The organism is Rhizobium sp. 01N447_2 (assembly GCF_056399245.1).
In genome coordinates this window covers 17,551-38,036 of record NZ_JBFTQY010000020.1, presented here as the reverse complement: position 1 = coordinate 38,036, position 20,486 = coordinate 17,551, and the positions used below count along the sequence as shown (strand labels likewise).

At 63.2% G+C, this 20,486-nt stretch carries 20 protein-coding genes; 2 read left to right on the top strand and 18 right to left on the bottom strand.

What is annotated here, in order from left to right:
- Nucleotides 1-27: 27 nt before the first annotated feature.
- From AC1ECN_RS16650 to AC1ECN_RS16595, 12 genes are all read right to left on the bottom strand, one after another.
- Nucleotides 28-2,985 carry a bifunctional [glutamine synthetase] adenylyltransferase/[glutamine synthetase]-adenylyl-L-tyrosine phosphorylase gene (locus tag AC1ECN_RS16650; RefSeq protein ID WP_477953574.1) on the bottom strand — a complete coding sequence of 986 codons (2,958 nt, stop codon included), beginning with the start codon at nucleotides 2,983-2,985 and terminating at the stop codon, nucleotides 28-30.
- Between the two features lie 133 nt (nucleotides 2,986-3,118).
- Nucleotides 3,119-4,528: a sensor histidine kinase gene (locus tag AC1ECN_RS16645; RefSeq protein WP_018070975.1), complete on the bottom strand. Its 1,410-nt coding sequence runs from the start codon at nucleotides 4,526-4,528 to the stop codon at nucleotides 3,119-3,121.
- Nucleotides 4,525-5,280 (bottom strand): response regulator transcription factor, encoded by a 756-nt coding sequence (locus AC1ECN_RS16640; protein ID WP_477953572.1) that lies wholly within the window; start codon nucleotides 5,278-5,280, stop codon nucleotides 4,525-4,527. The genes AC1ECN_RS16645 and AC1ECN_RS16640 overlap by 4 nt, the downstream gene beginning before the upstream one ends.
- A 67-nt stretch (nucleotides 5,281-5,347) precedes the next feature.
- Complete coding sequence (locus AC1ECN_RS16635; RefSeq protein WP_130672290.1) at nucleotides 5,348-6,940, bottom strand: Do family serine endopeptidase; 1,593 nt, start codon at nucleotides 6,938-6,940, stop codon at nucleotides 5,348-5,350.
- Between the two features lie 200 nt (nucleotides 6,941-7,140).
- A complete protein-coding gene (locus tag AC1ECN_RS16630) occupies nucleotides 7,141-7,596 on the bottom strand; it encodes a cytochrome c-type biogenesis protein (RefSeq protein ID WP_018070971.1) in 456 nt (151 codons plus the stop codon).
- On the bottom strand, nucleotides 7,593-9,590 hold the full coding sequence (locus AC1ECN_RS16625; RefSeq protein ID WP_024322861.1) for a heme lyase CcmF/NrfE family subunit: 1,998 nt from the start codon (nucleotides 9,588-9,590) through the stop codon (nucleotides 7,593-7,595). The genes AC1ECN_RS16630 and AC1ECN_RS16625 overlap by 4 nt, the downstream gene beginning before the upstream one ends.
- Nucleotides 9,587-10,114: a cytochrome c maturation protein CcmE gene (gene ccmE / locus AC1ECN_RS16620; RefSeq protein WP_130661272.1), complete on the bottom strand. Its 528-nt coding sequence runs from the start codon at nucleotides 10,112-10,114 to the stop codon at nucleotides 9,587-9,589. The genes AC1ECN_RS16625 and ccmE overlap by 4 nt, the downstream gene beginning before the upstream one ends.
- Entirely contained in the window at nucleotides 10,111-11,289 is a 1,179-nt protein-coding gene (gene ccmI / locus AC1ECN_RS16615) for a c-type cytochrome biogenesis protein CcmI (RefSeq protein ID WP_456320605.1), read from the bottom strand. The genes ccmE and ccmI overlap by 4 nt, the downstream gene beginning before the upstream one ends.
- A 154-nt stretch (nucleotides 11,290-11,443) precedes the next feature.
- Nucleotides 11,444-11,866: a hypothetical protein gene (locus AC1ECN_RS16610; RefSeq protein ID WP_130661270.1), complete on the bottom strand. Its 423-nt coding sequence runs from the start codon at nucleotides 11,864-11,866 to the stop codon at nucleotides 11,444-11,446.
- A 118-nt stretch (nucleotides 11,867-11,984) separates the two neighbouring features.
- Nucleotides 11,985-13,388: an ATP-binding protein gene (locus tag AC1ECN_RS16605; protein WP_477953569.1), complete on the bottom strand. Its 1,404-nt coding sequence runs from the start codon at nucleotides 13,386-13,388 to the stop codon at nucleotides 11,985-11,987.
- A complete protein-coding gene (locus AC1ECN_RS16600) occupies nucleotides 13,378-14,049 on the bottom strand; it encodes a response regulator transcription factor (RefSeq protein ID WP_003546765.1) in 672 nt (223 codons plus the stop codon). The genes AC1ECN_RS16605 and AC1ECN_RS16600 overlap by 11 nt, the downstream gene beginning before the upstream one ends.
- Nucleotides 14,050-14,104: 55 nt before the next feature.
- Entirely contained in the window at nucleotides 14,105-14,353 is a 249-nt protein-coding gene (locus AC1ECN_RS16595) for a hypothetical protein (RefSeq protein ID WP_017963587.1), read from the bottom strand.
- Nucleotides 14,354-14,709: 356 nt separating this feature from the next.
- Between AC1ECN_RS16595 and AC1ECN_RS16590 the strand changes: the two genes are divergently transcribed.
- On the top strand, nucleotides 14,710-15,936 hold the full coding sequence (locus tag AC1ECN_RS16590; protein WP_477953566.1) for an MFS transporter: 1,227 nt from the start codon (nucleotides 14,710-14,712) through the stop codon (nucleotides 15,934-15,936).
- Between the two features lie 242 nt (nucleotides 15,937-16,178).
- On the opposite strand, the gene AC1ECN_RS16585 is transcribed toward AC1ECN_RS16590, so the two are convergent.
- Together AC1ECN_RS16585 and AC1ECN_RS16580 are read right to left on the bottom strand one after the other, a co-directional pair.
- Complete coding sequence (locus AC1ECN_RS16585; RefSeq protein ID WP_007626707.1) at nucleotides 16,179-16,484, bottom strand: Dabb family protein; 306 nt, start codon at nucleotides 16,482-16,484, stop codon at nucleotides 16,179-16,181.
- A gap of 51 nt (nucleotides 16,485-16,535) precedes the next feature.
- Nucleotides 16,536-17,240: a hypothetical protein gene (locus AC1ECN_RS16580; RefSeq protein ID WP_018070964.1), complete on the bottom strand. Its 705-nt coding sequence runs from the start codon at nucleotides 17,238-17,240 to the stop codon at nucleotides 16,536-16,538.
- A gap of 157 nt (nucleotides 17,241-17,397) precedes the next feature.
- Here AC1ECN_RS16580 and AC1ECN_RS16575 point away from each other — a divergent pair, with 157 nt between their 5' ends.
- Nucleotides 17,398-17,529 (top strand): hypothetical protein, encoded by a 132-nt coding sequence (locus AC1ECN_RS16575; protein WP_003546730.1) that lies wholly within the window; start codon nucleotides 17,398-17,400, stop codon nucleotides 17,527-17,529.
- A 143-nt stretch (nucleotides 17,530-17,672) separates the two neighbouring features.
- Here AC1ECN_RS16575 and AC1ECN_RS16570 read toward each other — a convergent pair whose 3' ends face one another.
- The 4 genes from AC1ECN_RS16570 to AC1ECN_RS16555 form a co-directional block, all read right to left on the bottom strand.
- Complete coding sequence (locus AC1ECN_RS16570; protein WP_018070963.1) at nucleotides 17,673-18,233, bottom strand: TetR/AcrR family transcriptional regulator; 561 nt, start codon at nucleotides 18,231-18,233, stop codon at nucleotides 17,673-17,675.
- A gap of 20 nt (nucleotides 18,234-18,253) precedes the next feature.
- Entirely contained in the window at nucleotides 18,254-18,715 is a 462-nt protein-coding gene (locus AC1ECN_RS16565) for a nuclear transport factor 2 family protein (protein WP_017963583.1), read from the bottom strand.
- 79 nt (nucleotides 18,716-18,794) lie between these two features.
- Nucleotides 18,795-19,727 carry a flavin-nucleotide-binding protein gene (locus tag AC1ECN_RS16560; protein WP_477953564.1) on the bottom strand — a complete coding sequence of 311 codons (933 nt, stop codon included), beginning with the start codon at nucleotides 19,725-19,727 and terminating at the stop codon, nucleotides 18,795-18,797.
- A 60-nt stretch (nucleotides 19,728-19,787) separates the two neighbouring features.
- Nucleotides 19,788-20,399, bottom strand: a complete 612-nt coding sequence (locus tag AC1ECN_RS16555; protein WP_018070961.1) for a glutathione S-transferase family protein — start codon at nucleotides 20,397-20,399, stop codon at nucleotides 19,788-19,790.
- Nucleotides 20,400-20,486: the final 87 nt, after the last annotated feature.

Genomic DNA, 20,486 nt, shown 5'->3' with positions numbered 1-20,486 from the left:
CTCGCGGTTGTTCCATCTGATGTGAGATCAGGCTTTCACGACATTCAGGAATATTTTCCGAACCGCTTTCGAAAGCCGCTTCACCTCTCCTTCCAGCGTCTTGATGTCAGGGCAGTCGCCAGCGCGGCAGACGAGTTCGACGAGGCCCGCCGGCGCGTCCTTCGGATCGAACAGGCCGTCGATGGAGAGGCGGATCAGTTGCGAAAGGCCGGTATAAAGCGCGAAAGCCTCGAGGCATATGTCGAGATCGACGGTTGCCATCAGCCGGTCGCCAAGCACCTTCAGGGCCTCGCCGGTGCTCATCCCATTGACGGCAATGCCGACGCCCCTGGTCGGCGCGATCAGCGCCAGGTACTGGGCGATGAATTCGAGATCGATGACGCCGCCGGGGATCAGCTTCAGGTCCCACGGGCCGGATGGCGGTTTTTCCTTGTCGATCAGTTCGCGCATTTCGGCGACGTCATGCGCCACCTTGGCAATATCGCGATCGGCCGACAGCACCTCCCGGACGATCAGTTCCGCTTCGGCGATCAAGCTCTCATTGCCGCAGATCAGCCGGGCGYGGTTAAGCGCCATATGCTCCCAGGTCCATGCTTCTTCGCGCTGGTACTTGCCGAAGGCATTGATGCGGGTGGCGACCGGCCCCTTGTTGCCGGATGGGCGCAGCCGCATGTCGACCTCATAGAGCACACCTTCGGCGGTCGGCGCCGACAAGGCGGCCATCAGCCTCTGGGTGATGCGGGTGAAGTAACGCGTCGCGTCGAGCGGCTTCGGCCCATCGGATTCGGAGGCCGCGTCGTCATAATCATAGAGCAGGATCAGATCGATGTCGGAACCGGCCGTCAGCTCGAAACTGCCGAGCTTGCCCATGCCGGCGACCGCGATGCGCCCGCCGGGATAATCGCCATGTGCTGCCCGCATCTCGCTCACCACGGCATCGAGTGCCGCCGCAATGACGAGGTCGGCGAGATGCGTGAAGGCGCGTGCGGCCATCACGCCGTTGATCGCACCGGTGAGCAGGCGGATGCCGATCAGGAAGCGCTGCTCGGCGGCGAAGATGCGCAGCCGGTCGAGCACCTCTTCATAGTGGCGCGCCTGGGCAAGCGAACCCTTCAGCCGTTCACCGAGATAATCGCGCGTCGGCAGCTCGGCCATCAGGCCGGGATCGAGCATGYCGTCGAAGACATGCGGCTTGGCGGCGATCACCTCGGCAAGCCGGGGTGCCGAGGACATGATGTTGACGATCAGCGACAGCAGCGCCGGGTTGCTGCCGAGCAGCGAGAAGAGCTGGATGCCGGAGGGAAGGCCGGAGATGAAGCTGTCGAAGCGCAGCAGCGCCTCGTCGGCGCGCTTGCTTTCGCCGAAGACCCGCAGGAGCAACGGCGCCAGCTCCGTCAGCCTTTCACGCGCTTCAACCGATTGCGTCGCGCGGTAGCGGCCATAGTGCCAGGTGCGGATGATGCGGGAAATATCGGACGGCCTGGTAAAACCGAGTTTCTTCAGCGTCTCCAGCGTATCCGGGTCGTCGCCCTGGCCGGTGAAGACAAGATTTCCGGTGTCGGTGGAAAGCCTGCTCTCCTGTTCGAAGAGGTGGGCATAACGCCGCTCGACCGTCTTCAGCACGCCGACCAGCCGTTCGGAGAAGCTCGGCGTGTCGGAAAATCCCATCATGAAGGCGATGCGCTTCAGGTCGGCATCCGTTTCCGGCAGCAGGTGGGTCTGCTCGTCGCGCACCATCTGGATGCGATGCTCGACATCGCGCAGGAACCAGTAGGCCTCCGTCAGTTCGTCGCGGGTTTCCGCGTCGATCCATTTCGCCTTGGTGAGTTCTCCGAGCGTTTCCTCCGTCGCCCGGCCGCGCAAGGCCGGCATGCGACCGCCGGCGATCAGCTGCTGGGTCTGGACGAAGAATTCGATCTCGCGAATACCGCCGCGGCCGAGCTTGACGTTATGACCCTTGACCGCGATGGCGCCGTGGCCCTTATGCGCATGGATCTGCCGCTTGATCGAATGGATATCGGCAATCGCCGCGTAATCGAGATATTTGCGGAAGACGAAAGGGGCAAGGCCGCGCAGGAAATCGCCGCCCGCCGTAAGGTCGCCGGCAACGGCGCGCGCCTTGATGAAGGCCGCCCGCTCCCAGTTCTGGCCCCTGCCCTCGTAATAGATCATCGCCGCATCGACCGGGATCGCCAGCGGCGTCGAACCGGGATCGGGGCGCAATCTGAGATCGGTGCGGAAGACGTAGCCGTCGGCTGTGCGCTCCTGCAGGATGCGCACCAGCCGGCGCATCATCCTCGGGAAGACCTCGATCGCGTCGTCCGGGTCGGGCACGATACCGGCCTCTTCGTCGAAGACGACGACGAGGTCGATATCGGAGGAATAGTTGAGTTCGGATGCGCCGAGTTTGCCCATGCCGAGCACGATCAGCCCGGAGCCGTCGCTCGGTGCTGCCAGATCCCGCAGCCGCAGCTTTCCACCCTCATGCGCCGCCAGCAGCAGATGGTCGATCGCGGCGGCAACCGAAGCTTCGGCAAGCTCRCTCAGCCAGGCTGTCGTCGCCCGGCCGTCGAAGATGCGCGCAAGATCGGCGAGTGCGACGAGGAAAGCCACCTTGCGCTTGATGATGCGCAGCCTGCTCATCACCACGGATTCCGAAGGCGCCGCCCCCTCGCCGTCCCGTTGCCAGCAGCGCCGCGCCTCGGCGACCAGCGCCTCGATCTGCGGCTCCAGCGGTTCGGTGATGGCGCCGGCGAGGATAGCGGGATCGAGATTGACGATTTCGCGCAGATAAGGCGACAGCGTCAGCACGGCAGCAATGAAATCGCGAAGCGGGCCTTCCGTCTTCAGCATCGCAGCCACCGACGGCTCGCTCCTGCCGGCCTCCTGAAGGTCGGCCAGCGCCAGCTTCAACTCCGTCTGGTTCAGCGGACGCAGCAGCCCTTCGGCGACATCCTTCAGGCCATGCGTCGATTTCGTCAGCATACGCTCTCCCTGCTTTCGCGCCTCAGGAACGGTCCCGCAGAATCGCGGGAACGCCTCCTTCAACCGGCATTAAACTAGGGTCTCGGCGGAAAACCGCCAATACGCGATTCAGCCGATCATCGGCATCGAACCATCAGGCAGCCTTGGCCGGGAAGATCATGCTGACGGTCAATCCGCGCTGTTCCGGCTTATCAGGATCGGTATCGGAGAGTTCCAACCGGCCATTGTGCAGCTCCATCACCGCTTCCACCAGCGAAAGCCCGAGCCCCGTCCCGGGCTTCGACCGGCTTTCATCGAGGCGGACGAAGCGCTTCACCACGTCGTCTCGCCGGTCGGCCGGAACGCCCGGTCCGTAGTCGGCCACGGAAAGGCAGATGCCGTCCGGGCGGCGGGCGAGTTTCAGCGACACTTTGCCCGCGCCTTCGGTATCGGCGGAATATTTGATGGCATTGTCGAGCAGGTTGAAGATCGCCTGGCCGATCAGCTCGCGATTGCCCTGCACCTCGACATCCGGTTCGATGCTGGAGCTCAGGCCGAGCCCGGCCTCCTCCGCCGCCGGTTCGTAAAGCTCGGCGCTATCGGAGACGATGGCCGAAAGCTCGACTGGCGACATTTCAGCCGCGACCGATCCGGCCTCGACGCGGGAGATCATCAACAGCGCGTTGAAGGTGCGGATCAGCTGATCCGATTCGGAAATGATGCCTTCGAGCGCGGTGCGCCGCGTCTCGCCGTCGGCGATATCGAGCGCATCGGCCGCCTTGTTGCGCAGCCGCGTCAGCGGCGTCTTGAGATCATGGGCGATGTTGTCGGAGACCTGCCGCAGGCCCTCGTTCAGCTTCTCGATGCGCTCCAGCATGGTATTCAAAGACATCGACAAGCGGTCGAATTCATCGCCCGATCCGCCCACCGGCAGGCGCTGCGACAGATCGCCGGCCATGATCTTCTTGCTGGCATCCGACATGCGGTCGATGCGTTTCAGCGCGTTGCGGCCGATGGCGAACCAGATGATGATCGCGCCAAGCCCCATGATCGCCAGGGCCACCATCAGCGCCTGGCGCACCAGCAGACGGAAACGCTCGGGGTCGCCGAGGTCGCGGCCGATCAGGATTCTGAGGCCATTGTCGAGCACGAAGATATTGGCGATCGCCCTATGGCGGCGCTCGACGCCGCTGTCGGTATAACGCTGGTAGCCGAAGGGCGCGGAAGTCCAGCCGATCTCCTCGAAGACACCCGGCTGCACCGAGGCGACGTTGCCGGCGAGAATATCGCCCGAGGGGCCGGCGATGATGTAGAGGTTGGCACCCGGCTGGCGGGCACGCCGCTCCATCGTGCGCAGCAGAAGGTTCATGCCGCCGGTGTCGTAGGCGCGCTGCACCTGCTCCACCTCCTGCCTGACGGCGTCGCGGATCTGGCCCGTCAGCAGCCGCTCCGACATCGCCGTCACATAGAAGACGAGCGTCGCGGCGCAGATGGCGAAAAGCAGGATGTAGAGTGCCGAAAGGCGGACTGCAGTGGACTTGAAGAGAACCTTGAAACGGCTCATCCCTCATCCTTGATCATATACCCCGCGCCGCGAATGGTCTTCAGGAGCGGCTGGCTGTAGTCCTTTTCGATCTTCGAACGCAGGCGCGAGACATGAACGTCGATGACGTTGGTCTGCGGGTCGAAGTGATAGTCCCAGACGTTTTCGAGCAGCATGGTGCGGGTCACCACCTGGCCGGCATTCTTCATCAGATATTCGAGCAGGCGGAATTCGCGCGGCTGCAGCRGGATYTCCTTGCCGCCRCGGCGSACCTCRTGGGAGAGSCGGTCGAGYTCGAGATCGCCGACGCGATAGACGACGTCCTGATCCGGCGTGCCCTTGCGGCGGCCGAGCACCTCAACGCGCGCCAGCAACTCGCTGAAGGCATAGGGCTTCGGCAGGTAGTCGTCGCCGCCGGCACGAAGACCGGTCACGCGGTCATCGACCTGGCCGAGCGCGGAGAGGATGAGGACCGGCGTATGGATGGCCTTGCGGCGCAACTCGCTGATGACGGAAAGCCCGTCGCGGCGCGGCAGCATGCGGTCGATGACGATGACGTCGTAGGTATTTTCCGACCCCATGAACAGGCCGCTCTCGCCGTCGCTGGCGTGATCGGCGACGATGCCCGCCTCGCGAAAGGCTTTCGTGAGGTAGACCGCGGCTTCGAGATCATCTTCGATGATGAGAATCTTCATGCGGCCGACATTACCCACCAGCTGCGTTTCGGCAAGGCTCAAAGCATCTTCCTGCGGGGCGGCGCTCATCGCGATCATCCTTCAAAGGTCAGAAGAATCGAGCCGCGCGGACTTTCGTCCGCACGGCTCCAAGTTGTCTTAGGGATCAGCCCTGGCCGTTGATCGGAAGCGCTACGAAACGGCTTCCTTCATTGGACTGGATCTGGAAGAGCGCGCGGGTGCGGCCGTCCTTCTTGGCCTGGTTCAGCACCCTGACGACCTCGTCGGGGCTGGAGACCTCCTGGTTGTTCACCGAAGTGATCTTCTCGCCTTCCTTGATGCCCTTGTCGGCAGCGTCGGAGTCCGGGTCGATGCCGGTGATCGCCAGGCCCTTGCCGTCATCGGAAGGGCCGACYGTCAGGCCGAGATCGGCAAGCGCCTTCTCGGAAGCCGGTGCCTCAGGCTGCTGCGGCTGGCTGTTGTCATCGGCAGCCGCATCCTTCTGGTCGACCGGCAGCGTACCGAGTTCGACGGTGAGAGGCTGGGCCTTGCCGGCGCGCCAGACCGAAAGCTCGACCTTGCTGCCTGGCTGCATCGCGCCGATGCGGCGGCTGAGATCACGGGCATCCTTGATCGTCTCACCATTCAGCGCGGTGACGACGTCGCCGGCCTTCATGCCTGCCTTGTCACCCGGCGACCCGGCCTGCGGGGCGACGACGAGGGCGCCGCTCGGCTCGGAAAGGCCGATGGATTCGGCGATATCCTTGGTCACCGGCTGGATCTGGACACCCAGCCAGCCGCGCGAGACCTGGCCATCCTTCATCAGATCGGCGACGACGTCCTTGGCGGTCGAGGCGGGAATGGCGAAGGCGATGCCGACGCTGCCGCCCGACGGCGAGAAGATTGCGGTGTTGATGCCGACGACTTCGCCGCTGAGGTTGAAGGTCGGACCGCCGGAGTTGCCGCGGTTCACGGCGGCATCCACCTGCAGGTAATCGTCATAAGGACCGGAGCCGATATCGCGGCCGCGAGCCGAGACGATGCCGGCCGTGACCGTGCCGCCGAGACCGAAGGGATTGCCGACGGCAACGACCCAGTCGCCGACGCGGACATTGTTGTCGTCGGCCCAGTTGACGTAGGTGAACTTCTTGCCCTTGCCGTCGACCTTCAGCACGGCGAGGTCGGTGCGCGGATCCTTGCCGATCAGCTTGGCATCGAGCTCGGTACCGTCATTCATGACGGCGACGAAGGCCTGCCCATCGGAAACGACGTGGTTGTTGGTGACGATATAGCCATCCTCGGAGATGAAGAAGCCAGAGCCCTGGGCAACGGGGCGGAGGCGACCCTTGCCGCCCGGACCATTCGGACCACCATTCGGTCCGTTCTGGCCGAAACGCTTGGGATGGCCCTGCTGGTCATTCGGATCCTGGCCGAACTGCTTGAAGAACCGCTTCAGCGGATGATCGTCGGGAAGGTCGTCGAAGCCGCGGCCGTTGAAATCGAAGGAGAAGCCGTCATTGTTGTCGGAGACGGGATTGACGCGGTTTTCGACCCGGACGGAAACGACGGCCGGCGAAACGGCGTCGACGACATTGGCGAAGCTCGGAACGGCAGGCGCCTGAACCTTGACAGCTTCGGCATAAGACCGGGTGATTTCGAGCGGAACGCCGGTTGCGAGCACAGCGGCTGCGATACCGGCAACGGTAGAAGCCTTGAGCACAGTGGCGAGGGACGGACGTCCGTTGAAATTCTTGAGCATTGGAGCACCTTCTCTTGTTCTTAGATCTTCAGACCGGCGACGCCGGATCAGTCGATGACTAAGGATATAGGACGCCGCACCTTACTGCGAACTGTCCGGCCAATGAAAAGTTGGTAATGTTTGCAAGGTTTGCTTTTGGCCAACCGCGCCGCTGGCTTCTCTGGCGGCCTGGATGCGGCCAACTGGCTCTGCCCGATAGGCTATTTCTTCAGAAGCTCGCTCAGCTTCGCCTGCTCGTCGGCCGTCAGCTTGCTTCCGGTCGGCTTGCCGACCCTGTTGCGGGCAAAGACCAGCAGTGACAGCCCGCCGGCGAGCACCAGCAGCAGCGGTGCGCCCCAGAGCAGCCCCGTCTTCATGCTGACACGCGGCTTCAAAAGCACGAACTCGCCGTAGCGCGAGACGATATAGGTCAGCACCGCTTCGTCGCTGTCGCCATCGGTGATGCGCTCGCGCACCAGCAGGCGCAGGTCCTTGGCCAGGTCGGCGTTGGAATCGTCGATCGACTGGTTCTGGCAGACCATGCAGCGCAGTTCCGCCGAAAGGGCGCGGGCGCGCGCTTCGAGCGCCGGATCGGCCAGCACCTCGTCCGGATTGACGGCAAAGGCGGGGGCGGCCATCAGCAGCAAAGCGACAGCCAGGAGGAGACGGCGCATCATTCGGCCGGCTCCATTGCAGGAGCTGCCGGCTTTGCCGGCTTCGCCTTGCGGCGCGGGGCGCCGACACGCAGGCGCCGGTCGCTGAGCGAGACAAGGCCGCCAAAGGCCATGATCACCGCTCCACCCCAGATGCAGAGAATGAACGGCTTCCACCAGATGCGCACGACGATGCCGCCATCCTTGGTGGCGTCACCGAGCGATACGTAAAGCTGGCTGAGCCCGAAGGTCAGGATGCCCGCCTCCGTCGTCGGCATCTGCCGGGCGGTATAGAGCCGCTTGGCCGACCAGGTATCGGCAACCGCGACACCGGCACGACGGATGGTGAAGTGGCCGCGCTCCTCGGTATAGTTCGGCCCGGTCCCCGGCTGCATGCCGTCGAAATGCAGGCTGTAACCGCCAGCCTCGGTCACCTCGCCGGGCTTCATCTCGATGACGTGTTCGCTCTGGAAGGTCGTCACCGCGACGATGCCGAGCACGGTGACGCCGAGCCCGGCATGGGCAAGCGCCGTGCCGAAGGCCGAACGCGGCAGGCCGGAAAGCCGGCGCCAGGCAAGGCTGCCCGCGACCTTGCCGATGCCGGCGCGATACCAGAGATCGGCGACCGCACCGAGGACCAGGAACAGCCCGGCAGCCAGGCCGAGGACGGCAAGCACCGGCCCGCCATGTTCGATGTAGAAGAAGACCACTGCGGCAAGGAAGGCGAGGCCTGCGACGACATAGAGCCGCTGCAGCGCGCCGAGCAGATCGCCGCGCTTCCAGGCCAGCATCGGCCCGAACGGCACGATGACGATCAGCGGCGCCATCAGCAGGCCGAAGGTCAGGTTGAAGAAAGGCGGTCCGACGGAGATCTTGTCGCCGGTCAGCGTTTCCAGCAGCAGCGGATAGAGCGTGCCGGTGAGCACCGTGCCGCAGGCGACCGTCAGGATCAGATTGTTGACGACGAGCGCGCCCTCGCGCGAGATCGGCGCAAACAGCCCGCCGGCGGCGAGCTTCGGCGCGCGGAAGGCAAACAGCGACAGCGCCCCGCCGATGAAGATCAGCAGGATGCAGAGAATGAAGACGCCGCGGGAGGGGTCGCTGGCAAAGGCATGCACCGAGGTCAGCACGCCGGAGCGCACCAGGAAGGTGCCCATCAGCGACAGCGAGAAGGTGAGGATGGCGAGCAGCACCGTCCAGATCTTCAGCGCCTCGCGCTTTTCCATGACAAGCGCCGAATGCAGCAGGGCGGTGCCGGCGAGCCATGGCATGAAGGAGGCGTTTTCCACCGGGTCCCAGAACCACCAGCCGCCCCAGCCGAGCTCGTAATAGGCCCAGTAGGAGCCCATGGCGATGCCAAGCGTCAGAAAGGTCCAGGCGGCCAGCGTCCAGGGCCGCACCCAGCGCGCCCAGGCGGCGTCGATGCGTCCTTCTAGCAGGGCAGCAACGGCAAAGGAGAAGCAGACGGAGAAGCCGACATAACCGAGATAGAGCAGCGGCGGGTGGATCGCCAGACCAACATCCTGAAGCACCGGATTGAGATCGCGGCCCTCGGCCGGCGCCGGGTCAAGCCGCAGGAAGGGATTGGAGGTCAACAGAATGAACAGCGTGAAGGCGACCGAAATCCAGGCCTGCACGGCCAATACGTTGGCCTTCAGCGTCTCCGGCAGATTGCGGCCGAAGACGGCGACCAGCGCGCTGAACAGCGTCAGGATCAACAGCCAGAGCATCATCGATCCCTCGTGATTGCCCCAGACGCCGGAGTATTTGTAGAGCAGCGGCACCAGCGAATGCGAATTCTCCCAGACGTTTTTGACAGAGAAATCCGAGACGACATGGGCATAGGTCAGCACGGCGAAGGAGAAGGTGACAAGCGCAAACATCGCCAGCGAGCCAACCGTCGCCACATCCATCATCGCCCGGTCGTGACGACGGGCTCCGATCACCGGCACGATGGAGAGGATGAGCGCCGTGGCCAGCGCCAGCACCAGCGCGTAGTGGCCGATCTCGATGATCATGGCGTCGCCTTCACTTCCTGCCCCTGAACTTGTTTCCCCTGAGCTTGTTTCCCAGAGTTTTCCTGGCCCTGAGCTTCCTGGCCTTGGCCTTCCTTCCACAGCCCCTGGGCTTTCAGCCTGTCGGCCACGTCCTTCGGCATATAGGTCTCGTCATGCTTGGCAAGCACGGTGTCGGCGACGAAGACGTTCGTTCCGGCAGTGAACATGCCTTCGGTGACGACGCCCTGGCCCTCGCGGAAGAGATCGGGAAGGATGCCGGTATATTTGACCTTCACGGCATTGGTGCTGCCGTCTGTAACGGCAAATTCCACCGTCGAGCCGGTGCCGCGCACGACGCTGCCTTCCCCGACCAGGCCGCCAAGACGGATGCGGGTTTCCGGCGCCACCGGCGTCTTGGCCAGATCCGCCGGCATGTAGAAATAGGCGACCGACTGGCTGAAGGCGAACATCACCAGCAGCACGGCGGCGAGGATGAATCCCATCCCGCCCGCAATCACCGCGAGGCGCTTCTGCTTGCGCGTCATTGCGTCGCTCCCTCCGTGGCTATGCCGAGTTCCCTGGCAAGCGCCAGCAATTGCCTGCCCTGTTCGCCGGGCGGCGGAAAGGCCGCAAGCCCGCGCTTCAGGGCGCCGGCGGCGCGATCCTTATCGTTCAATACGGCGTAAGAGCGGACGAGCCGCATCCATCCCTCGAAATTGTTCGGATCCTCGCTGAGCTTGGCATCGAGGCTTTCGACCATGCCGCGGATCATCTGCTGCCGGTCGCCGGCGTTCATGGCCTCGGCCGCCGCCATATCCTGCTGCGTGGGATTGCCTGGGGCACTTGGATTGGTGCCCGGGGCAGCCGAACCGGCGCCCGGGGCAGCCGAACCGGCGCCTGCCGGCGCGCCGCCGTTCATGGCGATATGCTGGTTGACCAGCGGCAGCCAGGGCGCATCGGCGGGCGATTGTTTCGCCAGCGCCTCGAAGGCCTGGCGCGCCTCATCGGGCCGTCCCGCCTGCTCCATGCTAAGGGCGATATAGAAGCGGGCGCGCGGATTGTCAGGCTCCAGCATCAGCGATTGTTCCAGCACCTGGCGCGCCTCCTCCGTCACCACCCCATCGGAGACCGCCATCAGCGTCTCGGCAAGGCCATCGAGCCGGACCGGGCTCGGGCCGAGAAGCCGGATGGCGTTGCGGTAGGCCACTTGCGCGTCGTTGACGCGCATCGTGCGGAAATAGATCGGCGCCAGCACGTCCCAGCCCTTGCCGTCATCAGGTTTCTCAGCCAGGTGCCGTTCCGCCTTGGTGATCAGCACCGCCACGTCGTTGCCAGGGTTTTCCAGCCGCGCTTCGAGCGGCTGCGAGGGCAGGTCCGGCCTGCCCGTCGTCAAATAAAGACAGAGGCCGAGAACCGGCAAGAGCAGGAGGACGAAGGCCTCGGTGAAACGGTGATGCCGCGCGGGTTTCAGTGTCTCAGCCGGCTCGTCAGCAGACACGGCGATCAGCCGCCGACCGATTTCCGCCCTGGCATAGTCAGCCTCCTCCGGGGTGATCAGCCCGCCATCGAGATCGCGGTCGAGTTCGCGCAACTGGTCGCGATAGACCGCCGTCTCGCCCGCACGGATATTATCCGCCGCCTTCGCTCCGCGCAGAAGGGGGTAGAGCAGGATGACGGCGAGGGCTGCCGTCAAAGCGGCAACGAGAATCCAGAACAGCATGTCGCCCAAATACGTGAAGCGCGCCTTCATTCCAACTGCCAAAGCCGGAATGACGAAGATTTGAGGCTAGCACATAATCCCTATGTGCTGGTATAAAGTGATAGAGCGTCCTTAGCTCGTCCTGTCGGACGCGCGGCGCTCTATAAGCCGCAATTCAGAGCGGTGACCAGCTACCGTCGTCGTTGCGGCAGGCAGCGCCCCGCGCCACCGTGTCCTTGCCGTCGACGGTCAGCGTGTGGGTGTATTGCCTGCAGTTCTGCGAACCGACCTGATAGGGCGCAGCCGCAACGACCTTGCCGATCACGTCCTTGCCGGTCCAGAGCACAGGCTGGCCGACGGCGGCCCCTTCCAAGGCCCGATATTCCGCCTCGAGCGCCCGCTGCTTGTCGCTGTCGTTCAGCGTCACGCCGCTGCGGCCGACGATGCCGCCCTGCAGCGCGGTGATGAAGGCAGCCGATGCCGAGGGCTTGCTCGAAAAAATGCCGCGCGAGGCGGCGCTCTTCGTCGTCGTGCAGCCGGACAGCGCGACGGCGACGAGAAGAGCGGAAGCGATCATGCCTTGCGAGCGTAAAATCATTGCGTCGAACCACGATCAGGGGTCAATTTCAGCCGATCGAAGTGCAGCGTCCCCGTGTCAGCATTAAGGCAAAGCATGCTATGCATTTGCCAGTATCTTTGTGACATCAAGCAGTTGCTCATGCAACATCCTTTGTGACGCCAGGCAGGATAAGCTTCGCCTTCAGCCCGCCCCATTCACCGCGGGAAAGCTCGAGCCGTCCCTGGTACTCATTGGAAATCTCGGTGACGATCGAAAGGCCGAGCCCGGTTCCCGGCTTACTTTCGTCGAGCCTGCGGCCACGTTTCAGCGCCTCGCGGATCTGATCCGGCTCCAGGCCCGGCCCGTCATCCTCGACGGCGAGCTCCACCCAGTGGCGGCGCGCGCTCGCCTCAACCCCCTTCACATCCTCGCCGGCCTCGACGGCCGAGAGCCGCACCCTGCTCTTGGCAAAACGCGCCGCATTTTCCAGGAGATTGCCGACGGTCTCCTCGAGATCCTGCTGCTCCATGGCAACGGCCAGATGCGGCGGCGAAACGACGAGATCGAATTCGGTATCGACGTTCAGCCGGCGCATGACGCGCACCAGCCGCTCTAGCGCCGGCTCGGCATCGGTGCGGGCGAGCACGGATTCGCGCTGCGCGGCAATGCGCGCCCGATTGAGATAGGACTGCACCTGCCCCTGCATCGATTCCGCCTGGCTGCGGACCAGCTCGCCATGGGATTTCTCCAGGACGCGCGCCTCGTTGAGCAGCACGGCGATCGGCGTCTTCAGCGAATGCGCGAGATTGCCGACCTGCATGCGGGCCCGCTCGACGATGCGGCGGTTGCTGTCGATCAGCGCATTCACCTCGTTGGCGAGCGGCAGGATTTCGCGCGGGAAGTCGCCTTTCAGCTGCTCGCTCTCGCYGGCGCGGATACGCTCCAGTGCGGCGCGTGCCTTGTCGAGCGGCTTCAGGCCATAGAGAATCGCCAGGGCGTTGACGATCAGGCTGCCGACGCCGAAACCGGCAAGCGCGAGATAGAGGCTGTGGGAAAAGGTGCGCACGTCGTCCTCGACGACATCGACATTGCCGGTGACGCGGACGCGTGCCGCGCGCCCGTCGGTATCAAGCACCACTTCGGTCTCGGCCACCTGCACACGGTTCCCGGAGGCATCCGTCACCTGATAGTACCGCTCGTAATTCTTGTCGAAAGGCGCCTCGACGACGGAGGGAACCGGGATGAGCGCCGAGCCGAGCGAAGGCGACACCAGCGGAGCTGTCGTATAGGTGCCGAGCGGCTCCACCACCCAGTACCAGCCGGTCTTCGGCTGGGCAAAGCGCAGGTCGCCGAGCTGCGGGCTGCCGCTGAGTGCGCCCTGATCGCCGATCGTCACCGAATTGATGACGTTGTAGAGCTGCGCCCTCAACAGATCCTGGAACCCGCGTTCGGCGCTCTTGCGGTAGAGGGTGGAGATCAAGAGGCCGATCACCACCAGCGCCACCGTCGACCAGACCGTGGTCAGCAACAACACACGTGCGGTGAGCGACTTAATTCGCATGTTTCGGCGCTTGGATGCGGTAACCGAGACCGCGCACCGTTTCGATCAGGTCGACGCCCATTTTCTTGCGCAGGCGGCCGACGAAGACTTCGATCGTGTTGGAATCACGGTCGAAATCCTGGTCGTACATATGCTCGACCAGTTCCGTGCGCGAGACGACCTCGCCCATGTGATGCATAAGATAGGAAAGCAGCCGATATTCGTGCGAGGTCAACTTCAGCGTCGTGCCGTTGACCGTCGCCTTCGAGGATTTGGTATCGAGGCGCACCGGCCCGCAGATGATCTCGGATGAGGAATGCCCGGCCGCACGCCGGATCAATGCCCGAATGCGGGCCAGCACTTCCTCGACATGGAAGGGCTTGGTGACGTAATCGTCGGCACCGGCATCGATGCCGGCGACCTTGTCGCTCCAGCGGTCGCGCGCCGTCAGGATCAGCACCGGCACGCCGCGGCCGGCGCCGCGCCATTTCTCAAGAACGGTGACCCCGTCCATCTCCGGCAGGCCGATATCGAGGATGATGGCGTCATAGGGTTCGGTGTCGCCGAGGAAATGGCCTTCCTCGCCGTCGAACGCCTGGTCGACGACATAGCCCGCCTCCTTCAGCGTGTCGGCCAACTGCCGGTTCAGATTAACGTCGTCTTCGACTACCAGGATGCGCATCGGTCCGCCTTCGTCCGCTTCAAATCGATCAATGTCCTGAATAAGCCGATTCCGCCTACATCGGAACCTTTACCGTGACTTTGCGTGGGCGCTGGCCGTTGCCCTGCACAAGAACGGTGATGATGCAGGTATCACCCACCGGTTGCACGGACAGCAGCTGGCCGCCGGTCTGCTCGACGACCTGGGCTGCGGCGGCGCTGCAATCGCCTCCGACACGCACGACAAAAGTGCTCGTGGCGTCCGGTGAGGGCGCCGATACCACCAGTCCGGCGGCCAATGCTGCGACGCTCAGAGGAAAGGCCATGTGTTATGCTTTCAAGGTAATTCCAACTTGCCCCGAATATGTACTCACGCGACCTGAATGGCAAATGAATGCCCCGTAATGCAGGGTGTTTAGAACTGTTCTCGACTGTTCGGGGCGGCCTGTTTCAGCGCCTGGAAACTGCCGCCATAGCGCGCCAAAACGATGCCCTCCAGCCTTGGAATCCACGCGTTCTTTATCACCCTCCCGTAAAGGTGGGGAGCCGGCGGGACCGACACCATAGTCTCTGTCTGCGAATCGTCCGCGCTCTTCTCATTCCTGCCGACCGCCGCTTTCACCGGGCCGGTTGAAACTGTTATGTCCTTGCTGCCCCCGCATTTCAGACCGTTTCAGCACCAATGCCAAAATCCTCCCGCTTCCGCTCGGCGCAGACGGTCACCGTCCTTGCCGTTACCCAGCTGATCGGCTGGGRCACGACGTTCGACATGCTCGGGGTCATGGGCCGCGTCGTAGCGCCGGATCTCGGCCTGGCGAACGAGGTGGTATTTGCCGGCCTGACGATCATGATGGTGGTCAGCGCCATCGTCAGTCCGGCGACCGGCCGATGGCTCGGCCGCTATGGTGCTGCCCGTATACTTTCGGCCGCCTCGCTGACCTTTGCGCTTGGCCTGCTTCTGCTTGCCGCCGCAAACGGCATCGTGCTCTATGGCAGCGCCTGGGTCATCATCGGCATCGGCGGCGCATTTGGCCTCTCGGCACCAGCCTATACCGCCGTCGTCGAGCGCGAGGGGGCGAACGGCAAACGCGTCATCGCCATCCTGATGCTGTTCACCGGGCTGTCGAGCGCCATCTTCTGGCCGATCCTCAGCCTGCTCAACGAGACGGTCGGCTGGCGCCTCACCTTTCTCGTCTGCGCGGCGCTGCAATTCTTCGTCTGCTTGCCGCTGCATCTTTTCGCCCTGCCGAAACCGATCGCAACGCATGTCGAAGGCGGGGCGGCTGAAATCGCCCCGGTGCCGCTATCGAAAGCGGCGCAGCGCAAGGCCTTCTTGCTGATTGCCGCGGCGACGACGATCTCGACCTTCATCACCTTCGGCATCTCCCCATCGCTGCTCGAGATCTTCCGCCAATCCGGCGCCTCGCCGGCCGTTGCGCTGCAGCTCGGCTCGGCGCGCGGCGTCATCGGCATCTCGGCGCGTTTCCTCGACATGCTGCTCGGCCGGCGCGGCAACCCCATGCTCAGTGCGATCACGGGTATCAGTCTGGTGATGTTCAGTTTCCTGACAATGCTGGTCGCCAGCCCGTCGACACCGCTGCTCGTCACCTTCATCCTGCTCTACGGCTTCGGTGCCGGCGTCATGACCGTCGCCCGCGCGTTGCTGCCGTTGGCGCTGTTTTCACCGCGCGAATTCGGACTGCAATCGGCCAGGCTGTCGCTGCCGCAAAATCTCGCCAACGCCATCGCCCCGGTCATCTTCACCGCCATCCTCGACCGCGCCGGCACCGGCCCGGCGCTCGCCGCCTGCGCCGTTCTCGCGGCATTGTCGATCACCTTCGTGCTGATGCTGATGGCGCTGGTGCGCGGCGCCCGCGCATCCGAGTCAGCCATTCTTAATGTCTCCTGATTATCACCCACGCATGGACGAAAGCGGCTTTTAGCCCGCGCGCCGCAACCGCTGCGGCAACCAGACCATGAACCAACAGCCCCTTTTGATGAATCTTTTGAATCGCTTGCCGCCGCTTTTTCGAAAGTTGAGTTCGGTGGCTCAGAAGCTGAGTCAGCTTCGCAACGATCCGAATCCGGACAGTCAGTCATCCATTTGAAATTTCAATTGAATCTAACTTGGCAGTTAAATGCTTTGGCAATTCAGAGCGGCCGCGTCACCGCCGTGCGGCTGTCGTAATCGGCGGCGATGCGCTTTTCCCGGAGTGGCCGCACGCGCTCGATCGAGAGCTGGTAATCGGGATGCGCCTTGTAGGCGGCAAGGGCCGCCTCATCGTCGAATTCGCCATAGACCACAAGATCGATCTCGGTGCCCAGCTGATCGGTCTTCACGTTGGTGCCGATTTCCAGCAGCCGCGCATGCGGAATGCCGGTCAGAATCGAAAGCCCGGCCCTCACCTCCTGCAGATGTTCCTCCTGCACAGTGAAGAAGACGATATGACGGATCACGCGGAAGCTCCTGTCAGATTTATCAAAATGATGGAGCGACCTTGGCGCATCCTATCGGATGCGTGGCGCTCCAGGCGTCAGCCGRGCGATAACATGCGAGCCCCAGGCCTTCAACCGCGCGAGCATGCCATGCGCAGCATCGGGACGTATCGCCGCATCGAAATCCATGGCGTAAGCTGCGAGTTTTTCCGCCCGGTCGGTGCCATTGACGATGCGGCGCGCATTCACCCAGTCGGCGGTCGTTGCATTCAGATGATCGGCGAGCTTGTGGCCGGTAAAGCTGCCCTGCAGCATGCCCTCGATCAGGATCGTCACCGCCGCATCCATCTCCATCGCCCGGTCGGGTTCGGCAACGAGGTCGATCCCCGTCAGCGCACTCATCGCCTCATAGTTCCGCTTATGGGTGAGCTGCACCAGGCCGCGGCCGAGCCAGCTGCAGCCATCCTCGTCCGGCCGCCAGTAGGGCGTCTTCACCCAGGAGAGCCGGCCTGCGGCAAAGGCCGTCTCCAGGATCTCGACCGCGCGCGCATCGCTTTCCGCCAGCGTCTCACGCACCGGCTGCATCGTATAGGCAGTCTCGTGATAAGCGGTTGCCAGGATATAGGCGAGCCACCGCCGGTCGGCATCGGCAAACCGTTCTTCCCAAGCGTCGAGAATCGCCGTGATGCCCACTACCTGAGGCTGAGTCAGGTTTCCTTTGAAGAGTCGGTGCCGTACCGTATCGAAAAAGAATGCCCGGTCCATGTGGACAACCATTCCGCGCTTCCCTCGAAATATCATGGTTAAAACCGTCTTAATCGATTAAATTCCATTTAATCGTTTAAAGTGTTTAAACCACTGATTTACACGCCTTTTGTCTTATGCAATGCATCTTCTTGCCCCGAAGCCTTACCACGAACAGAGGAGACTTCCGATGCAGACGCCCGCCAATAGCCAAACCACCATTCCTCAGCATGTCGTCGATCAGATGGAAAACGAATGGCGCCAGGTTCGCCCTGAACGGGAAAATACGCGCCCGGCCCAGCAGCCTCAACAACAACGCTGAAATACACGCAAAACGTTACCAATGTAAGCTCGAGCGCCGCGCTGCGCTCGATCAATGCCCCGGCCAGTCGATGTGGCCGGGTGAATTTTTCACAGTTGCAATCAACGTCCCAGCGGTTTGCCCCTTCATCACATTACCGCCCCTCATCGCATCACAGAATCAAACCGTTTCGCCAGCGTGTCCAATGATCGGGTAAAAACCATCCTGTCGTCCAGCGCGCGCGACAGCACCAGCGCGCCTTGAATGCCCGCGACGCCCTCTTCGGCGAGCGTTTGCGCCTCCCCCTCGGGGCAGCCTGCCCGCATCAGCGCCGAACGCAAGGCGTCGATCCAGCGGATGAAATAATCGCCGATCGCTGCTGAAAACCGCTCGCGGGTCTCGTCAAGCGCAAAGGCGCCGACGAGGCAGATGCGACGACCGGAGCGGAAATAATCGCTCACATTCGTCCACATCGCCGCGATCGCCTGATCGGCGTCGTCCTTTCTTAGCGGCTGATAGATCGCATGTTCGAACCAGGCATCGACATCGGCGAGCACGGCGCCCGCCATCTCCTCCTTGCCGCCGGGAAAGAAGTGGTAGAGGCTGCCCTTGCCGATGCCGGTGCGTTCGGTGATGCGGCTGAGCGACGTGCCCTCATAGCCGAGCTCGCGGAAGATTTCCGCCAGCAGCGGTACGATGTCGGCGCGTTCGTAGACGGTCTTCACCCGCGGCTTCCTTGGCTTGTTTAGAGGCCGAGTTCGGTCAGACCGGGATGGTCGTCCGGTCGTCGGCCGAGCGGCCAATGGTACTTGCGCTCCGATTCCCGGATCGGCAGGTCGTTGATGCAGGCGAAGCGGCGTTGCATCAAGCCGGCGGCGTCGAACTCCCAGTTCTCGTTGCCATAAGAGCGGAACCAGTTGCCGCTGTCATCGTGCCATTCATAGGCGAAGCGCACGGCGATGCGATGATCGGTGAAGGCCCAGATCTCCTTGATCAGCCGGTAATCCAGCTCCTTTGCCCATTTGCGGGTGAGGAAGGCGACGATCTCGGCGCGGCCGGTGATGAATTCGGCACGATTCCGCCAGCGGCTGTCCGGCGTATAGACGAGCGAGACGCGCTCGGGATCACGGCTGTTCCAGCCATCCTCGGCAAGACGGACTTTCTGGGTGGCGGTCTCAAGGGTGAAAGGCGGGACGAGGCTGGACATGAACTCTCCTGTACTGATTGGTTATTGTTGTACCTATCGGTGCACTCGTTGGCAAGCTGGCTCGAAGCGACGTTTCGCCTCAGAGGTCGCGATGCTGGCTCCATCGCAGCGGCAGGGCGTCCGGGCGAAGCACGATCGCTTCGGGCGTGAAGCGCCACAGCCGTTCCGMCCGTTGAAAGGTGGCGATCTCAGGCGAATCCAGCAGCACCTCGACCTTTCCCGTCATCTGCAGCATGTCGCCGCTTTCGAAATCGATGAACACCAGCCCCGCCTTCGGGTTGACGAGGAAATTACCGAGCGTGTTGAAGAACCGATTGCCGGGAAAGTCGGGAATGCTCAGCACGCCGTCGGCGCCGATATGGACGAAGCCGGCATTGCCGCCGCGATGGGACACGTCCACCTGCCGCTCGCCATTGTCGCGGTCGACATAGGAGGCGACGAAAAACGTATCGGCGCCCTCCACCATCTGTCGCGCCCGATCGTCGAGTTGGCCGGAATGAATGGGTGGCATCGTCGTGGGCATATCGGGATCGCGGACGAAGGCGGAAGAGCGAAGCTGGATATATTGCGGACAATTGCCAAAGCTCTGGCCGACGCGCACTTGGAAAGCTCCAGCATCCGTCCTGCGGATCACGCCGTTCAGCCGGTTGCGCCGCCGGGTCTCGAGCTGGATGCCGAGCATCGCGATCGCATCGCCGTCCTCCATGCCGGCGTCGGCAGGATCGGCTGCGTCGCGCGGCAGGCGGACCTCGAGAATCTCCGGCTCCGGCGAAGCCATGAAACCCGGGCGCTCAGCCCGCACCGTTGCCCAGACATCGCCCTTGGCATCGACGGCGCCGAGCACGACGAAAGGCAGCATCGGAAAGAAGGCGCGGTGCTGCTCCGGCATGGCCTTGCGGACGAATTTTCTTCCCGGCCCATCCATGCGTTCAGCGACACCGACACTGCGCTGCATGGCGAGTTCACCCACATGCCAGGGCGATGTGGCGTCCTGTCTTGTCTGCTCGAGCATCACGGCCTCCTTTTGAGCACCATTTGGGGAACCGGGACAGCGACCTGCCCCGGCGGCTTGTCACGCGGCAAGGCCGATCTTGGTCTTGCGAAAACCGACGAAACCCGGCAGCGCCTCAATGCGCGCAAGCCAGGCACGAACGCCTGGATAGGCCGAGATATCGACATTACCCTCCGGCGCATTGGCGATGTAGCTGTAGAGCGCCACGTCGGCGATCACAGGATTGTCGCCGAGCAGGAAGCTGCGGCCGTGGAGCTCCGCCTCGATCAGCGCGAGAATGCGGTGCGCCCGGCCGATCACCTCGTCGGTGCGGAAATCGGCGCCGAATACGGTGACCAGGCGCGCAGCACATGGTCCGTAGGCGATCTCGCCTGATGCAACCGAGAGCCATTTCTGTATCCGCGCCGCGGCCACCGCCTCTTCCGGCAGCCAGTCGGTGCGGCCGTATTTGCGCGCGAGATAGACGAGGATGGCAGAGGAATCGGCAATGACCGTGCCATTGTCGTCTAGCACCGGCACCTGGCCAAAGGGATTGAGCTTCAGAAAGTCCGGAGCCTTGTGGGCGCCTGCCGCCATGTCGACCTCGACCAGTTCATAGGGCACGCCAAGCAGCGACAGGAACAGGTGAGCCCGGTGCGAATGGCCGGAAAGCGGGTGATGATAGAGTTTCATGATGGTTCCTTTGGTCTTCTAATCGACGGGACGCGGTTGCCGATGGCCGCTTCGAACCATCTGCTACATAATTTACTGCCTTCCATC

What these genes read in the sequence shown, in the direction of transcription:
- AC1ECN_RS16645 (WP_018070975.1), bottom strand. Translation starts at nt 4,528, where the DNA reads ATGAGCCGTTTCAAGGTTCTCTTCAAGTCCACTGCAGTCCGCCTTTCG.
- AC1ECN_RS16630 (WP_018070971.1), bottom strand. Translation starts at nt 7,596, where the DNA reads ATGATGCGCCGTCTCCTCCTGGCTGTCGCTTTGCTGCTGATGGCCGCC.
- AC1ECN_RS16625 (WP_024322861.1), bottom strand. Translation starts at nt 9,590, where the DNA reads ATGATCATCGAGATCGGCCACTACGCGCTGGTGCTGGCGCTGGCCACG.
- ccmE (WP_130661272.1), bottom strand. Translation starts at nt 10,114, where the DNA reads ATGACGCGCAAGCAGAAGCGCCTCGCGGTGATTGCGGGCGGGATGGGA.
- ccmI (WP_456320605.1), bottom strand. Translation starts at nt 11,289, where the DNA reads ATGCTGTTCTGGATTCTCGTTGCCGCTTTGACGGCAGCCCTCGCCGTC.
- AC1ECN_RS16610 (WP_130661270.1), bottom strand. Translation starts at nt 11,866, where the DNA reads ATGATTTTACGCTCGCAAGGCATGATCGCTTCCGCTCTTCTCGTCGCC.
- AC1ECN_RS16600 (WP_003546765.1), bottom strand. Translation starts at nt 14,049, where the DNA reads ATGCGCATCCTGGTAGTCGAAGACGACGTTAATCTGAACCGGCAGTTG.
- AC1ECN_RS16595 (WP_017963587.1), bottom strand. Translation starts at nt 14,353, where the DNA reads ATGGCCTTTCCTCTGAGCGTCGCAGCATTGGCCGCCGGACTGGTGGTA.
- AC1ECN_RS16575 (WP_003546730.1), top strand. Translation starts at nt 17,398, where the DNA reads ATGCAGACGCCCGCCAATAGCCAAACCACCATTCCTCAGCATGTCGTC.
- AC1ECN_RS16565 (WP_017963583.1), bottom strand. Translation starts at nt 18,715, where the DNA reads ATGTCCAGCCTCGTCCCGCCTTTCACCCTTGAGACCGCCACCCAGAAA.
- AC1ECN_RS16555 (WP_018070961.1), bottom strand. Translation starts at nt 20,399, where the DNA reads ATGAAACTCTATCATCACCCGCTTTCCGGCCATTCGCACCGGGCTCAC.